This window comes from Mucilaginibacter sp. GW822-FHT03E02 (assembly GCF_058801545.1).
The window spans coordinates 1,752,192-1,768,308 of record NZ_JBXANJ010000001.1; the positions used below are offsets into that span (position 1 = coordinate 1,752,192).

The following is a 16,117-nucleotide window of genomic DNA, read 5'->3' on the forward strand; positions in this document are numbered from 1 at the left end:
GATACTAACTACTTGATACTAAAAAGGGCGTTGCCTGCGGCCCGGGCTCTGTGCTCATACTGCACAGGCCTTAAGCGCCTGGCCGGTATCCGCGCCGATCCCTAACGCAAATTTGCCTGAACGTGGATTCATCAGATTATAGGATTTACTCGATTTTAATTACGGCAATCAAATAATTAAAACTAATTCATATATTGAACCCACGTAAATAACTAAATTTTAAAAACCTCAAACCTGATTACAATATGGAACTCGGCGCACCTGAAATCATTGTAATTATTATAGCTTTTAGTTTTTTTCTTGTCCCTGCTGCTTTGGGATACAGTGCGGGTTCAAAAAGAACGATCGGCCCGGTCGGTGGGTTATTATTAGGCTTATTTTTTAATTTATTAGGTGTAATTATAGTTTATTGCACCAGGCACGTAGATGAAAAACCATTTTACGGCTTCCCCAATCAATCGCCAGCCGGTGAATTGCAAAAGTATAAGCAGTTATTAGATAGTGGGGCCATCACAGAAAACGAATATAATATACAAAAGGCCAGGATTTTAAATTCAAATTGATGAACTTTTGAGATCTTCTTTCACACAAAGCAACATCCCAAACTTTACAGCCTCCAAACATTTCAACCTTAAAACATCCCTGCCAAACAGTTATCTTTGCGGCTGTTATGATTATCCAGCAGTTCTACGACAAAGGTTTGGCGCATGCATCGTACGCCGTTATCCGCACAGGTAAAATGATACTTATCGATCCGGCACGCGATCCTCTGCCATATTATGCCCTTGCGGCCCAGCACAATGCCGATATTGTGGGCGTTATTGAAACCCATCCGCATGCCGATTTTGTAAGTTCGCACCTGGAAATTCACCTGGTTACCGATGCCGTTATTTATTGCAGCAAGCTTACCGGCGCAACCTATCCCCATGAAACTTTTGACGATGGCGATGTTATCCAGCTGAATGATGTAAAGCTGAAAGCCATCAATACCCCCGGCCACTCGCCCGATTCTATTTGTATTTTACTGGTGGACGAAGAGGGCAAAGAAACGGCCGTTTTTACCGGCGACACCCTTTTTGTGGGTGATGTTGGCCGCCCCGATCTGCGCGAAACTGTTGGCAACATTACAGCTAAAAAAGAAGAGCTGGCCAAACAAATGTACCTGAGCACCCGCCATAAGCTGATGCCCCTGCCCAAAAACGTTATTGTTTATCCGGCGCATGGGCCCGGATCATTATGCGGCAAAAATATGAGCACCGAACTGCAAAGTACCATCGGCCGCGAAATACAGGAAAACTACGCCCTGCAACTAATGGACGAGCTTACCTTCATCAAAACCCTCATGGCCGACCAGCCATTTGTACCAAAATACTTTGGTTATGATGTGGAGTTAAATAAAGCCGGCGCACCTAAATTTCAGCAAAGTATTGATAACATCGTAAAATTCGACGCCGACATTCAATTACAGGAAAAAATCGCGATTATAGATAGCCGTCCTAAAACACTTTTCAGAGCCGGCCACATTCCAGGCGCTATCAACCTGCAGGATGGCGATAAGTTTGAAACCTGGTTAGGGTCGATACTGCAGCCCGACGAAAAATTTTACCTGGTTGCAGAAGATGATGCTACTGCCGATTTACTGGTAAAAAAAGCTGCCAAAATAGGTTATGAAACCAACATCATGGCCATACAGCTATTGCCCCAAAATATCAGCGAAAGCCTTTCCGACCTGGATCTTGAAGATTTTAAGGCCAGGCCCGAAAATTATACCATCATAGATGTCAGGAATACCAACGAAGTAAACGAGGGTAAAATATTTAAACAAGCCATCGGTATTCCCCTTCCCGAATTGCGGGAACGAATCGATGAAATACCAGCAGATAAACCCATTGTTGTGCACTGCGCAGCTGGCTACCGCTCGGCTGCCGCAACAAGTATTGTAGCAGGGGCCATAAGCGAAGTTCCTGTTTATGACCTTGGCGAAGTTGTAACGGAGTTTGCTAAAAATGTTCATGGTTCTGAAAATGTTCATGGTTCATAGATCATTGTTCATGGCGAACGCAGCCCCGTTAGCAAGATAAGCTTGTTGCCCAATCGATTACCAAACCGTCAAACCATGAACTATCAACCATGAACCATGAACTAAAAATAGTTACCACCGCCGATGGTTCAAAAACCATTTACAACGCCGAAGTAGGCGAGCTTTACCACTCGCGCAACGGCGCGCTGCAGGAGAGCCTGCATGTATTTGTAAACGCGGGGCTTAACTATTTTCTTGATCAAAATGATACAACAGAGGTAAGTATATTAGAAGTTGGTTTTGGCACAGGGCTCAATTTTTTGTTGAGCGCCGACACTTGCACCACAAAGCAAATCAATCTTACTTATACCGGCATTGAAGCATATCCGCTTACAACACAAATGATGAGCCAAACCGGTTATCATGATTATACCTCTGCCGAATTGTGGAATTCATATTTAAAAAACTACCCTGGGGCTTTAGCCGATGCAGTAAGCATTAACGGCAACTGCCGACTGCAAATTGCTAACTGCAAGTTATTGGATTTTCCATCCGGCCGGCAATATGATATCGTTTATTTCGACGCATTTGCAGCATCCCACCAGCCCGAAATGTGGGAACAGCAAGCCATTGGCCATGTTGCCGGCTTTGTAAAGCCCGGCGGTGTATTTGTTACCTACGCCATAACCGGCAACCTTAAACGGATGCTTAAAGCGCTTGGCTTTAACATACAAAAAGTACCGGGCGCTGCAGGCAAACGCGAAATGCTGCGGGCAATAAAACTTTAAAGCACTACGGTTAAGTCAATAGTACTAAGTTGTAAGTCCAAAGTTGATTTTTTTCTTTTTTGACTTGGGACTTAAGACTTTGGGTTAAAGACTATCCGTCACTTTATCGATAACACAACACTACCAGCTTACATAAACCGGAACCCTACATTAAATTTAAGGGTAAAACCATTATTGGCCGGTAGCTCGCGGTAAGCAGCAAATTGGCCCTGGGTGTTGGCGCTCCGGGTAGCATATATAATAGGCCCGCCGCAAAGGGTAAAAGCAAAACGCGAATTTGTTGGTGCATAATTTATAGATGGGCCAACCATTAAACGGGCGCCGCCTTCGGCCTCATCGGTTTCCCAAAAGCCTTCCAAATCCTGCCCTACTGCTTCAAAGCCACCAAAAAACTGGCCGGTAATATGCCTGTGCACCCCAACGCTTGTAACAATGTCAAGGCCATCGCGATTGGTAGCAAAAGCTTTTTCTAAGCGTACGTTGGCCCCTATCTTCCACCGCGTAACATCGTAAGCGGCGGTTATCCGGCTAAATGCCACATTATCGTTATTAAACTCATGCCTGAAACCCAGGCCTGCTCCTATACGGAAACCCATGGGTTGGTTACCGCCTATAAAATCGCGCAGCAATTCGGCCTGCTCCAAAGTGTGAACGCTACCATTGTTGCTAAAACCTGTGCCTAAAGTGGCCAAAAAAGTAAATTTTGACCCCAAATAGCCCTTTGCAGATATATTTTGATCAACCCCGTCAAAACCCAATGGCGTAACGGTATGCTCGCCATAACCACCCGAGTAATTCACGCTCCAGTTTCGTCCCGATGGGTTTAAGGTGTTAATGGTATATAAAAATGGCTGCGGCTGTTCAAGCGTACTGTTTTGCGGCGTGGTTTGCATTAATTGCTGTGCCTGGCAGCATTCAATTATCAGCATTAAAAAAAATACAGACAGGTAGATTTTCTTGATCATGGTTTTACAGTTATGAGTTGGCCAATAAAGTTAATTAATATTACCTTTAAATTAATACCGGGATAAGTTTGCATTAAAGATGTTATCATACCTTTGCAAAAAACACCGCACCATACTATGCCTTTAAAAGCCCCTGAAACTGCACCTACCTCAACTATCGCCTTTCAACGCCTGCTTATTATAATGGACGACCTGCGGGCCAACTGCCCCTGGGACAAAAAGCAAACGCTTGAAAGCCTCAGGCACCTCACTATTGAAGAAACCTACGAGCTGAGCGATGCCATTTTGGGCGATGATAAGCAGGAAATTAAAAAAGAGCTGGGCGATATTATGCTGCACCTGGTTTTTTACTCAAAAATAGCGTCAGAAACCAATGATTTTAACATCACCGATGTATTAAACGGGGTTTGCGATAAACTGATAAACCGTCATCCGCATATTTATGGCGATGTGGAGGTACAAAATGAGGAAGATGTAAAACGTAACTGGGAACAAATTAAGCTGAAAGAGGGGAATAAATCTGTTTTGGGCGGTGTGCCTTCCTCCCTGCCGGCATTGGTAAAAGCATCGCGTATACAGGAAAAAGCCCGGGGCGTTGGTTTTGACTGGGAAGAGAAAAACCAGGTTTGGGCCAAGGTAGAAGAGGAACTGCAGGAATTTAAAAATGAGTTTAACGCCGAAGACGAAACCACCATCGATCATGAAAAGGCCGAAGGTGAATTTGGCGACTTGTTGTTCTCGCTTATTAATTATGCCCGCTTTATTAATATTAACCCCGAGAACGCGCTTGAAAAAACAAACCAGAAATTCATCAAACGTTTTCAATACCTGGAGTTAAAAGCCAAAGAACATGGCAAGCAGCTACAGGATATGAGCCTTGCCGAAATGGACATTTTTTGGAACGAAGCAAAAAAATTATAAAAATTTCAAAGCAGGCTGTAGCGTTTATATGCTTATATTCGTAATGACTACAAATAACAAAAATATGAAGCGTAATTTATTTTACTTACTCCCGCTGTTGTTAACCTTGCTTGCAGCCTGCGCCAAAAACTCAGGAACATCAGTTGTAGTATCTGCACCGGTAGGAACTTTCAACGGCCAGTTCAGGCTATTGACTAAAAACTCGACCGGTAAATATGATACCTTGAAAGATTCGATAATATTGAAAATGACCAATGCCTATCATTTTGCTGTAACAGCCGATACCACGGTAAAACATGCCGGCAGCCACGGCACTTTTGCTTTTGATGGTTACTACATCCAGTTTAACGATAGCACTTTCAAATCGGGCGTACCACGCACCAAAAATCATTTGGTAGGCGTTTACCAATATATTTACGATGGCACCAACTTTAAAATGTTACGTGCAAGCTCATCTATCAGCCCCGATACTATAGGCCGTTATGACCTTGTAAAAACTGCAAACTAATTATTATTGTTTTTAACTGAAACGCCGTCGCCCATATTTTGGTGGCGGCTTTTTTGGTAAGTCGGGGTAACCTGAGTTAATAATTAGTTGCTACTATTGATGCCTGTTTGTGGGCTTAATAGGAAAATCTTTTTTATTTGTATCAATAGGGTTTTATATTGCGTAAAGGCAATATAAAACAACACAATATTTAAGCGGAATTAAACACACTTAATGCATCCACCCAAAGGCATTACTGAAGAAGAAATTATCAGCCAATGCAAAAAAGGCAGCCTTAAATACCAGGAAATGCTGTATAAGCAGTTTTATGGCTACGCCATGGGTATAGGCCTGCGTTACAGCCTTAACCGCGACGACGCATTGGAGGCTGTAAATGATGCTTTTATAAAAGTATTTAATGCAGTGCATAATTACAATACAGATAAACCCTTTAAAGCCTGGCTACGTACAATTGTAGTGAACACCGCTATCGACCGTCGCCGCAAGGATCTGAAATTCCAGTTAAATGTTGAGTTGGATAATGCCGCGCCCATAAGCAGTAATATGGGTACGGTTGATAATTTAAATGCACAAGACATATTAAAGATGATGAATGAGCTGCCTGCCATACAGCTTACCATTTTTAACATGTACGAAATAGATGGTTATAATCATGATGAAATTGGCAATATGTTAGCTATCCCGGCAAGCTCATCGCGCGTTTATTTGAGCAGGGCTAAAGAACGATTAAGAAAAATATTAAGGCAAGAAGCACAAAACCATGGATGATCAGTTGGATAACGACTTAAAGAACCGCATCAGGGAGGTGTTTGATAATTACGAAGACACCACCGCAGATGAGGGCTGGCTGCTGCTCAGGGAAAAATTCCCTGAGGAGGAGAAGAAGCGTCCAATGATCTGGTTATGGTGGGCAAGCACAGCAGCCGGCCTGCTGCTATTTTTAGCCATTGGTGTATGGATGCTTAACAACAAACAAAAAGCAAACACTACTAATACCGCTGTTATAAAACCGGTTAAGCAAAATACGCGGCATCAAAAAGCTGCGCAGGCCGATACCGTTAGCCGCATAGCAGCTAACACGGGCTCAGGTAACAGTAGTTCTGTTGATACTACAATATCAGCCCAAAACAATATTGCCCAAAATCAAGCTAACCCACATAAAAAGCCGGCAATAAGCAACCCGGCTGTAAATGCTGCTGCTGTTAGTCAAAATAGCGTGGCAGTTTTCACGCCATTAACCAAAGCACCTGTAAATGCTCCTGCGGTTAAACAGCCACAGGTTAACCAAAATAACAGTGTAAACAGCACAGTTAACCAGTTTGCTGCCCAGCAACCCACTGTTGCCAGTAAACAACCCGTTATCGTAACCACACCTGGCAATAAGGCAGATAGTGTTAAAATTCCTATTGTTGACGCGGGCAAGCAGCAATACGCGGCAAATCCGGCTGTTGCACCAACTACCAAGGCTGCTACAACAGTTGTATCACCTAAGGCAACAAACCAGCAGCCAACCCAGGCCAAGCCGTCATCGGCCAATGCCATGGCAACAATGCTTGCTGCCGATAATTTGCAAACGCCAAAGGCAAAAGACAAAGCTACAGATGATAAAAAGGTAAAATTTGGCATTTACGCGGCAACCTTTTTTAACTATGCCAAAGGGAGCGCCAACCAGGTAAATGCCGGGGCTGGTTTTACATCCGATATCAGGCTTAGCAAAAACCTCAAACTTTCCACCGGGGTTGCCTTAGCACAAAACACGCTGAAATACAACAGCAGCGTACCACCAACCGCAAGCGCAGCCAATGCGGTAACATTTGCTGCTGCAGCACAGGATAACAAGCTGGTGCCTGCTTCGTCGTTCCCGGTGTTTAAAAATTATAATGCCAGTTTGGTGGGGCTTGATGTACCCATCAATTTAAAATACGAGTTTGACCCCGAAAAAACAGATGCTTATTTCTCGGCTGGTTTAAGTTCGGGTACGTTTATCAATGAGGCCTATACTACCAGTTATGGCATTCCGCACAGCTCGTTGTTAAGCGGCAACACCCAGCAAACATCTGAAGAAACAAACCGCCAAAGTTTCAATGGTTTCTACTTTGCCAGAACGCTAAATTTATCGGTGGGCGTAGGCACAGCCTTAGGCAAAAACCGCTTAATTATTGAGCCGTTTTTGAAATACCCACTACAGGGAATGGGCGCGCAACAGATAAAATTTGGCGCAGGAGGTTTGAATTTGAAGTTTAATTTTGCGGGAGGTAAAAGGTAAAAGAACCAATTTAGAGAATCGAGACTATAAAATCCGCTTAGGCCTACTCTACATAGATATCAAATATTATTATTGGGAAATACTTGGCCCCCTATTATAGAATGGGGCAGGATATAATTTACCCCAGGTTGGGAGTTAGTTGATTTAAATCCACTACAATATTACTTTTGTACTGTGCAAAGAAAGTTCATCATTGGAGATATACATGGCTGCTTTGATGAATTCATCAGGTTAGTTGAAAAAATTGGATTAAAAGACGACGATTTACTAATCTCCCTCGGAGATATTGTTGACCGTGGCAATAAATCGAAACAAGTTTTTGAATACCTATGTAACCGCCCCAATACAATAACTTTAGCAGGGAACCATGAAAGGAAGCATCTGAATGGTGTGCTGAGTTATACACAGGAAATTGTAAAAGTACAATTTGGCGTAGGTTACCCATCTTTTTTAAATTGGTTAAACACCCTAAAGTATTACTTTGAAACTGACGAAGCCATCATAGTACATGCTGCATTTGAGCATGATACGCCGCTGGATAAACAAAAGCCGGAAGTACTTTGCGGGGCAACGGCGGGCGAGCGATTTTTAGAAAAAAAATATGGGCCAGGTACTTTTTGGACAGATCATTACCAGGGACAGAAGCCAATAATTTACGGACATCGGGTAGTTGGGACTCATCCGGAAATTAAGAACAATACATATGGTATAGACACCGGGGCTTGCCATGGCGGATTATTAACAGCCATTGAGTTACCAGGATTTATAATTCATCAGGTAAAGGCGACTACCGATTACTGGATAAAAGAGCAAAAGGCATGGCAGCTTGCAGTTTTGGCATCTAAAGATTGGTTAAACATCGAATTAGATGATATAAAAAAGCATCTGAAAAAGTTGAGTTTTGTAGAAGACACATCTGTAAAGCAAGCTCTTGAAGAATTAGATAGTTGGGTAAATAAATTAGAATCCCTGTTGCCATCGATAAAAGTCGCATTAGATATTTTTACTAAAAAGCTTGCAGATCAATACCCCGATACATTTAACAAAGAAGCCATTAAATTTGATTTTAAGACTTTTTTATACAAAAGTAAATCAAACAACTTAAATGTGTTTGATTTACAAAAGAGTTTGAATACTCCTTCAAAAATCATTGCTTTAGCCAATAATTTACAATTAGAGCCGATACCTATTTTCAGTATAAATATTAAATGAGTGACATATCCATAATTGATAAATCGGCACATTGCACTACTTAAACCTGATTGCCTTCACCGGCGAAATCCGGCTCACGAGCATCGATGGCACAATAAGCACCAGCAGGCAAATTATTAACGTGCCCAGGTTAAGCAGCAGAACATCCCATAAACCAAATTGCACCGGTACAAAGGTCATGTAGTACGAAGCTTGATCGAGTTTAAAAAAGTGGGTTTGCTGCTGAAAATAGCCCAAACCAAGCCCAAGCGCATTGCCTAACAACAGGCCGAGGCCTATCAGGTAGGTGGCGTTGTATAAAAATATTTTCCGGATGTTCCAGTTTGATGCGCCCATGGCTTTAAACATACCAATCATGGCTGTCCGCTCTAAAATCATAATTAACAACGCAGATATCATGTTGATAACCGCCACAACAACCATCAGCACCAGCATCACTACCGAGTTTACATCCAATAATTTAAGCCACTCAAATATGTTAGGATAGTCCTCCATTACCGTTCGCGATTTTAACCTCACAGGTAAAATTTGGTCCAGTTTATCTGCAGCAAAATCCACCTGGTCAAAATCGGCTACGCGAAGTTCATATTGTCCAATTTCGCCGGGTTTCCAGTCATTCAGACGGTTTATTAATGATAAAGAACCTATTACAAATGTTTTGTCAACCTCCTCTACCCCGATATTAAAAATGCCTTTTATTTTAAATTGTCGCTTACGCAATGGCTCCTGCACAAAATACATCAGCAGCTTATCGCCTACCTGTAGCTTTAACCGGTTGGCGGTTTGCTGCGATAGCATGATCTCTTTTTGGGCTTCAACAGAATCTTTAAAGTCGATCACGTTTCCGGCAACCATCATTTTTTTAAAGTAGGCCCAGTCGTATGTTTTATCAACGCCCTTTAGTACCACGCCTTCAATTTCGTTATTAGCTTTAATAATTCCGGGCTTGGTAGCGGTTGGCATTACATGGGTAATCAGCGGGCTTTTAAGCATCCGCGCTACAAAACCAGGGTCTTCAACAATAGGCGAACTCTCATATGAACTGTTCAGATCGAACTTAATGATGCGTATATCACCGGCAAAACCGCGAACTTTTTCGCGGATCTCGTGTTTAAATCCTTTTACAATGGCCAATGATAATATCATTACCCCCAAACCAAGCATAATACCAATAATGGCAATACGTACAATCAGTTTTGAAAATGTACGCTTTGACTTGAATGTTATACGGGCTGATATAAAGGAGGCGAAACTCAATGCAGAATGATTTTTAGTACCTTCGCAAATATGCGGTTTTGCTATTAAACCTGCTACTTTTTAAATTGTTTCAAAACAATATTCTATGAAAATTATACCTGTTTTTTTACAAAGTGCTTTAATAGCAGTACTAAGTGTATATACCGCCTGCGCCAATCCGGCTCCATATTCTAAAAGCCATCTAAAAAAAGAAAAAAACGATAAAAAAAATAATACAGAAATATTGACCGGTGCCGATCAAATTCCGCTGTATATTGACTATCTTAAGGGAAAAAATATCGGGATGGTTGTTAATCAAACTTCTGTTATTGGCAAAAACCTTACACCCAGTGTTGATAGTTTACTAAAACGTGGCATCAGCATTAAAAAGGTATTTGGCCCCGAACACGGTTTTCGCGGCAATGCCAGCAATGGCGCCGTAGTAAACGATGCCGTAGATGCCAAAACCGGATTGCCCATCATCTCGCTATATGGCAACAAGCATTACAAACCAACAGCCGACGACCTGAAAGGCATAAACCTGATGATATTTGATATCCAGGATGTTGGCACCAGGTTTTACACCTATATATCAACCCTGCATTATGTAATGGAGGCCTGCGCCGAAAACAACATTGAACTGATGATACTGGACAGGCCCAACCCCAATGGCTACATGGTTGATGGCCCTATACTGGATACCGCTTACCACTCCTTTGTAGGCATGCACCCCATCCCCATAAGCCACGGCATGACCATTGGCGAGTATGCACAAATGATAAACGGCGAACACTGGCTAAAAAATGGCGTAAAATGCAAGCTGAAAATTATCAAGGTGGCCAATTACAGCCACAATATGCCCTATAAGCTGCCGGTAAACCCATCGCCCAATTTAAATACAGAACAGTCTATTTTACTTTACCCCAGCACCTGCTTGTTTGAAGGCACAACATTTAGCCTGGGCAGGGGTACTTACTTCCCGTTCCTGGTATTAGGACACCCGCTGTTAAAGGGTATTTATACCTATTCTTTCACGCCTGTTGGCATCCCGGGCATGAGCGAGAACCCTCCGCAAAAAGATAAACAATGCTTCGGCATCGACCTTAAAAATTACACGCCGAACCAAATACGAGCCATGGGGCATATTAACTTATCGTGGCTTATAGAACTGTACAAAGCTTTCCCGGATAAAGAGCATTTTTTTAATGCCTACTTTAACAAGTTAGCAGGCGGCAAAGAATTGCAGCAACAGATTGCAGATGGCAAAACAGAGAACGAGATTCGCGCAAGTTGGGAACCAGGTTTAAAGCAATTTAACATAACACGTAGCAAGTACTTATTGTACAATTAATAAACGAAGCAAATAAAACAGCATATACCATGAGAATTGTATTTATGGGCACCCCCGATTTTGCAGTGGCATCGCTTGATGCATTAATAAAAGCCGGCAGCGATATTGTTGGCGTTGTTACCGCCCCGGATAAACCCGCAGGGCGTGGGCAAAAACTAAACGAATCGGCAGTGAAACAATATGCAGTAGCCAATGGTTTAAAAGTATTACAACCCGAAAAACTAAAAAACCCCGATTTTTTAGCCGAGCTTAAAGCCCTTAAGGCAGATTTACAGGTGGTTGTAGCCTTCAGGATGTTACCAGAAGCTGTTTGGACGATGCCTGCCAAAGGTACCATCAATCTTCATGCTTCGTTGTTGCCACAATACCGTGGCGCGGCACCTATCAACTGGGCAATTATCAATGGCGAAAAGGAAAGCGGTGTAACTACCTTTTTCCTGAAACATGAAATTGATACTGGTGATGTATTATTCACCGAAAAAATAACGCTTACGGGCACCGAAACTGCCGGCGACTTACATGACCGGCTGATGAACAAAGGCGCAGGCCTGCTGGTAAAAACTGTAAAAGCGGTTGAAAGCGGCCGTTATCATGAACATCCGCAGGTACAGCTGTTAACCGGCGAAGAGCTTAAACACGCTCCTAAAATATTTAAGGAAGATTGCAAGATAGATTGGCTGCAACCGGTCGAAACCGTATACAACAAAATCCGTGGCCTAAGCCCCATCCCTACTGCTTATACCGATTTAAACGGTAAGATTTTAAAAGTCTATGCCTCAGAACTTTTGATTGATGAGCCGGCGATACAACCAGGCGGTTTCCTTACCGATGGTAAAACATTTTTAAAGTTTGCCGCCAAAGGCGGTTTTGTCAGTGTAAAAGATGTGCAGTTGGAAGGCAAAAAGCGCATGGGCATCGAGGATTTTTTAAGAGGGGTGAAATTGTGATGGATCAATCATTAGAACAAGAAAATTCCGACTGGCTTTCATTAACAGAAGAACAGCGGGAAGGTGTACTTAAAGCCTATGACGAAAGCGAAGATGAAGCAAACCTCATTCCGTTGGAGGCCATAATTGCGAAATACGCAAAGTGGCCTTTTCGAACTTAAAGTCAAAAACAAATTATTTTTTCTGATACTTCCTTGCCAGCTGCATTGTTTTAACCCTTAAATGCTGCGCCTCATTGGCCAGGTTGGCCGTACTGGTAATATCGGGCATGCTTTTGTCCTGGTACTTTTCAATTACGGGTAGGGTTGCAACTATTTTTAGCACAGCATGGTAGTCGCCAATTTTTATCTGATTGCTATCGATGTGTGCTTTTAAGCTTGTAAACCTGCTTATTTTATCCAGGTATTTCAATTTACTATCGGCTATTAATGCGCTAAGCTGTGCCCGCAACACTGTATCTTTTATGGCTGTTAACGATTCGTTTGCAGAAAAATAGTATCCGTCTGATTTTGCAGCATAATTGTTAAACGCCTTTAAACTATCGGCTATGCCGCTGTTAAAATGAGTTAGTTGCTCCTCCAGCTTTTGAAGTTGCGGGTCTTTTTTTGCTAAGTCGTCATAAATCTCATCCATTAACGAACCTGAAGGCATCCTCTTCAGGCTAAAGTCTGATTTATCGTCCTTTAACGGTTCGGGCATATCGGTTTTCGGTGTAGCAATATCTTTCGAAGGCGTAGAGTTGCATGCCGAAAAAAACAGGATGATGAGCAGGGTTGATAATAAGGCGGTTGCTTTCATAATTGATTATTTGTAATAGGATAAGGAATATTTAGTATTGTTACTATTAAGGCTAATGATATTCCAATCAAGCCAAAGTCAAAAATTACAACTTAACGTTTTTTAACACCTGTTATTGCTACTTTTGCGGCCATAATATACGGAGTACCCAATGGCAAATTACAGCGAGCGCATAGCACTACTAAAAACCCGGATTCAGCCTTTACGCGATCAACTGATACAACACGAATTATATAAAAACATTAACTCGTTGGATGAATTAACCGTTTTTATGGATCACCATGTGTTTGCCGTGTGGGATTTTATGTCGCTGTTAAAATCATTGCAAAAAAAACTTACCTGTACTGCCACACCATGGATGCCAATCGGTAATGCCAATACACGCTACCTGATTAATGAAATTGTAACCGGCGAAGAAAGCGATGTTGATGAACAAGGCAACCGCACCAGTCATTTTGAGCTATACCTGCGCGCTATGCAGCAGGGCGGCAGTGAAGCTATTGCTATTAACAATTTATTTCATGAATTAAACTTCGGCAAACATATCGACGAAGCCTTAATTATTGCCGATATCCCATTGGCGGCCCGCAATTTTATGCTGCATACTTTTGACGTTATCGGCACCAACAAAAACCATGTGCAGGCAGCGGTATTTACCTTTGGCCGCGAGGATTTAATACCCGATATGTTTGTAAGTATTGTTAAAGAACTCAGCCGCCAACTGCCCGGCAAGGTTGATATTTTGCTTTACTACCTGGAGCGCCACATTGAAGTTGATGGCGACCACCACTCCCACCTGGCCTACGAAATGACCGCCGAACTTTGCGGCGACGACGACTCCAAATGGGAAGAAGCAACAACTGCAGTTCAAGAGGCATTGCAAGTAAGGATTGCCCTTTGGGATGGAATATTGGCAGCTATTAAAGCGCCGGTAGCCATGCAGTAGTGATATGAGATCATCACTAATAAAGACATTCATTATTATTACTACAGCATGCAGTAGCAGGGTCAATATCAACAGCAAATCAATCTTGATACTTGATACTTACTACTTGATACTTTTTTTACAACTTATTCAGCTCATCCATCAAAACCTTACTTACCCTGTTGAAATAGCGCCTTACGCCAAAGCCCATTACAGTTTGGATGCCGCGGGTAGCGTTGGTTAAAAACACCTCGTCGGCTTCGTAAAGAATGTCGGGGTTTATCTGGGCTTCGGTAATATCTATGTTGTTATCCTGGGCAAGCTTTATTACTACCTGGCGCATTACACCTTCTACACAACCTTCGCTTAGTGCCGGGGTGTACAGGTGATTTTGGTAATGGATAAATATATTTGAACTGCTGGCCTCGCATAAAAAGCCACTTTGGTTCAGCAGGAATACATCATCAAGTTTATTTTGCGTTTTATAGATGCCCGCCATTACATAAATAAGCGAGTTACAGGTTTTGATGTTGGATAGGTAATTGGATGGCTTGGGTAATTCGGTAAATACATCCATGATCAACCCCTTCTCATTCAAAAAGTACCGCGGCTCGTCAGATGCTGTAAGCTCCAGGCAATAGCCCATTTTATTTTGTGTTGGGGTATACAGGCCCTCGGCATCTCGGTAAACAGTCAGGCGCAGCCGGCCATGCCTTACTTTGTTGCGGCGGGCAAGTTCCTCCACAATATCTTTTAAAAACCAGGTATCCATTTGCGAATAGCCATCAATTTTAAGCGCTTTCATGCCGCGTTGCAGGCGGTCGGCGTGCAAATCGGCAAATTTAAGCTGTCCTTTCATCAGGCGCATACTCTCAAACAAACCGTCGCCATATTTAAATGCCCGGTTAGCCACACTAAGCAGCAGGCTGCTTTGAGGAAGTATTTGTCCGTTAAAATTGATTAACACTGGTGTCATTTTCAGATGTGCAGATTACAAGTGTGCAAATGTGCAGATTTTAAAACCGGATTGATTTATAATGCCGTCTGCTTTATTAAAACTTAAACTACTGTGCAAAATTATGCATTCAGCCACAAATCATTCTTTATTACTCTTCGTTACTGGCATTGGTCTGATTGTCAGCCGCAGTATACCTGCGCCATTTTAACAGCACGCTTTCAAAATCGGCTGGCAGGGGCGATTCAAATAGTACCTGCTTTTTCTGGGTTGGATGTAAAAAGCCAAGTGTTTGAGCATGGAGTGCCTGGCGGGGCATTAGTTCGAAACAATTCTCGACAAACTGCTTGTACTTGCTGAACACTGTTCCCTTCAAAATCTTATCTCCACCATAGGTAGCATCGCTAAACAAGGGGTGGCCTATATGCCGCATATGCGCACGGATTTGGTGAGTGCGGCCGGTTTCCAGCTGGCATTCTATCAGGGTAACATACCCCATACGTTCCAATACCTTGTAGTGCGTTACCGACCATTTGCCTTTCTCCGGGTCGTCATAAATAGACATTACCCGCCTATCGGCAATGCTGCGGCCAATATAGCCCGTTACAGTGCCGTCTTCAACCAAATCGCCCCAAACCAGGGCTATGTATTTGCGGGTAATGGTGTGGTCAAAAAACTGCTTGGCCAGCCAGCTCATGGAGCGCTCATTTTTGCTGATGAGCAACAGGCCCGAGGTATCTTTATCAATACGATGTACCAGCCCCGGCCGGCCATCATTGCCCGGCAACGTCGGCAATTGCTGAAAGTGGTAAACCAACGCATTTACCAATGTGCCTGTATAATTATTATAACCGGGGTGAACCACCATGCCGGCGGCTTTATCAACCACCAGTACATCGTCGTCCTCGTATACAATATTAATGGGGATATTTTCCGGATAAACCTCGGTATCGCGTGGCGGGTGGGGCAAAACAACCGAAATTACATCCAGCGGTTTTACCCGGTAGCTGCTTTTTATAGGCTTATCATTTACCAGCACATTACCCAGTTCGATAGCATTCTGGATGCGGTTACGCGATGCATTCTCTACCCTGTGCATCAAAAACTTATCAATACGCAGCAGCGACTGACCCTTATCAACCACAACGCGTAAGTGTTCAAATAAATCCTGTTCTTCCTGCTCTATCAGCTCGGGTTCGTATGCCATTTGGGCGCAAAAGTAATC

The 16,117-nt window shown here is 42.9% G+C and carries 17 protein-coding genes; 12 read left to right on the forward strand and 5 right to left on the reverse strand.

Annotated elements, in window-relative coordinates; all coding sequences use genetic code 11:
- Nucleotides 1-245: 245 nt before the first annotated feature.
- The 3 genes from AC1RM2_RS07220 (at nucleotide 246) to mnmC2 (ending at nucleotide 2,808) form a co-directional block, all read left to right on the forward strand.
- A complete protein-coding gene (locus AC1RM2_RS07220; protein ID WP_492984315.1) occupies nucleotides 246-563 on the forward strand; it encodes an SHOCT domain-containing protein in 318 nt (105 codons plus the stop codon).
- Nucleotides 564-670: 107 nt separating this feature from the next.
- Entirely contained in the window at nucleotides 671-2,041 is a 1,371-nt protein-coding gene (locus AC1RM2_RS07225; protein WP_492984316.1) for a rhodanese-like domain-containing protein, read from the forward strand.
- Between the two features lie 89 nt (nucleotides 2,042-2,130).
- Nucleotides 2,131-2,808, forward strand: coding sequence for a tRNA (5-methylaminomethyl-2-thiouridine)(34)-methyltransferase MnmC2 (mnmC2, locus tag AC1RM2_RS07230; protein ID WP_492984317.1), 678 nt, complete (start codon nucleotides 2,131-2,133; stop codon nucleotides 2,806-2,808).
- 128 nt (nucleotides 2,809-2,936) lie between these two features.
- Here mnmC2 and AC1RM2_RS07235 read toward each other — a convergent pair whose 3' ends face one another.
- Entirely contained in the window at nucleotides 2,937-3,773 is an 837-nt protein-coding gene (locus tag AC1RM2_RS07235; protein ID WP_492984318.1) for a hypothetical protein, read from the reverse strand.
- A 117-nt stretch (nucleotides 3,774-3,890) separates the two neighbouring features.
- Here AC1RM2_RS07235 and mazG point away from each other — a divergent pair, with 117 nt between their 5' ends.
- The 5 genes from mazG (at nucleotide 3,891) to AC1RM2_RS07260 (ending at nucleotide 8,680) form a co-directional block, all read left to right on the forward strand.
- A complete protein-coding gene (gene mazG / locus AC1RM2_RS07240; protein ID WP_477367765.1) occupies nucleotides 3,891-4,694 on the forward strand; it encodes a nucleoside triphosphate pyrophosphohydrolase in 804 nt (267 codons plus the stop codon).
- Between the two features lie 64 nt (nucleotides 4,695-4,758).
- Entirely contained in the window at nucleotides 4,759-5,202 is a 444-nt protein-coding gene (locus AC1RM2_RS07245; protein WP_492984319.1) for a hypothetical protein, read from the forward strand.
- Nucleotides 5,203-5,415: 213 nt separating this feature from the next.
- Nucleotides 5,416-5,970: an RNA polymerase sigma factor gene (locus AC1RM2_RS07250; protein WP_492984320.1), complete on the forward strand. Its 555-nt coding sequence runs from the start codon at nucleotides 5,416-5,418 to the stop codon at nucleotides 5,968-5,970.
- On the forward strand, nucleotides 5,963-7,468 hold the full coding sequence (locus tag AC1RM2_RS07255) for a hypothetical protein (protein WP_492984321.1): 1,506 nt from the start codon (nucleotides 5,963-5,965) through the stop codon (nucleotides 7,466-7,468). The genes AC1RM2_RS07250 and AC1RM2_RS07255 overlap by 8 nt, the downstream gene beginning before the upstream one ends.
- 174 nt (nucleotides 7,469-7,642) lie before the next feature.
- A complete protein-coding gene (locus AC1RM2_RS07260; protein ID WP_492984322.1) occupies nucleotides 7,643-8,680 on the forward strand; it encodes a metallophosphoesterase in 1,038 nt (345 codons plus the stop codon).
- 36 nt (nucleotides 8,681-8,716) lie between these two features.
- On the opposite strand, the gene AC1RM2_RS07265 is transcribed toward AC1RM2_RS07260, so the two are convergent.
- On the reverse strand, nucleotides 8,717-9,937 hold the full coding sequence (locus tag AC1RM2_RS07265) for an ABC transporter permease (protein ID WP_492984323.1): 1,221 nt from the start codon (nucleotides 9,935-9,937) through the stop codon (nucleotides 8,717-8,719).
- 85 nt (nucleotides 9,938-10,022) lie between these two features.
- Here AC1RM2_RS07265 and AC1RM2_RS07270 point away from each other — a divergent pair, with 85 nt between their 5' ends.
- Genes AC1RM2_RS07270 through AC1RM2_RS07280 form a run of 3 tightly spaced genes read left to right on the forward strand, consistent with a single transcriptional unit; the run spans nucleotide 10,023 to nucleotide 12,375 of the window.
- On the forward strand, nucleotides 10,023-11,267 hold the full coding sequence (locus tag AC1RM2_RS07270) for an exo-beta-N-acetylmuramidase NamZ family protein (RefSeq protein ID WP_492984324.1): 1,245 nt from the start codon (nucleotides 10,023-10,025) through the stop codon (nucleotides 11,265-11,267).
- Nucleotides 11,268-11,296: 29 nt separating this feature from the next.
- Nucleotides 11,297-12,214 (forward strand): methionyl-tRNA formyltransferase, encoded by a 918-nt coding sequence (gene fmt / locus AC1RM2_RS07275; protein WP_492984325.1) that lies wholly within the window; start codon nucleotides 11,297-11,299, stop codon nucleotides 12,212-12,214.
- Nucleotides 12,214-12,375 (forward strand): hypothetical protein, encoded by a 162-nt coding sequence (locus AC1RM2_RS07280; RefSeq protein WP_492984326.1) that lies wholly within the window; start codon nucleotides 12,214-12,216, stop codon nucleotides 12,373-12,375. Before fmt ends, AC1RM2_RS07280 begins: the two co-directional genes overlap by 1 nt.
- Nucleotides 12,376-12,388: 13 nt before the next feature.
- Here the strand turns inward: AC1RM2_RS07280 and AC1RM2_RS07285 are convergent, their stop codons facing one another.
- Nucleotides 12,389-13,012, reverse strand: coding sequence for a hypothetical protein (locus tag AC1RM2_RS07285; protein ID WP_492984327.1), 624 nt, complete (start codon nucleotides 13,010-13,012; stop codon nucleotides 12,389-12,391).
- Nucleotides 13,013-13,163: 151 nt separating this feature from the next.
- Between AC1RM2_RS07285 and AC1RM2_RS07290 the strand changes: the two genes are divergently transcribed.
- On the forward strand, nucleotides 13,164-13,958 hold the full coding sequence (locus tag AC1RM2_RS07290) for a DUF3050 domain-containing protein (RefSeq protein WP_492984328.1): 795 nt from the start codon (nucleotides 13,164-13,166) through the stop codon (nucleotides 13,956-13,958).
- A 118-nt stretch (nucleotides 13,959-14,076) separates the two neighbouring features.
- On the opposite strand, the gene AC1RM2_RS07295 is transcribed toward AC1RM2_RS07290, so the two are convergent.
- On the reverse strand, nucleotides 14,077-14,913 hold the full coding sequence (locus AC1RM2_RS07295) for an aminotransferase class IV (RefSeq protein WP_477368338.1): 837 nt from the start codon (nucleotides 14,911-14,913) through the stop codon (nucleotides 14,077-14,079).
- Nucleotides 14,914-15,043: 130 nt separating this feature from the next.
- Complete coding sequence (locus AC1RM2_RS07300; protein ID WP_492984329.1) at nucleotides 15,044-16,099, reverse strand: RluA family pseudouridine synthase; 1,056 nt, start codon at nucleotides 16,097-16,099, stop codon at nucleotides 15,044-15,046.
- Between the last annotated feature and the right edge of the window lie 18 nt (nucleotides 16,100-16,117).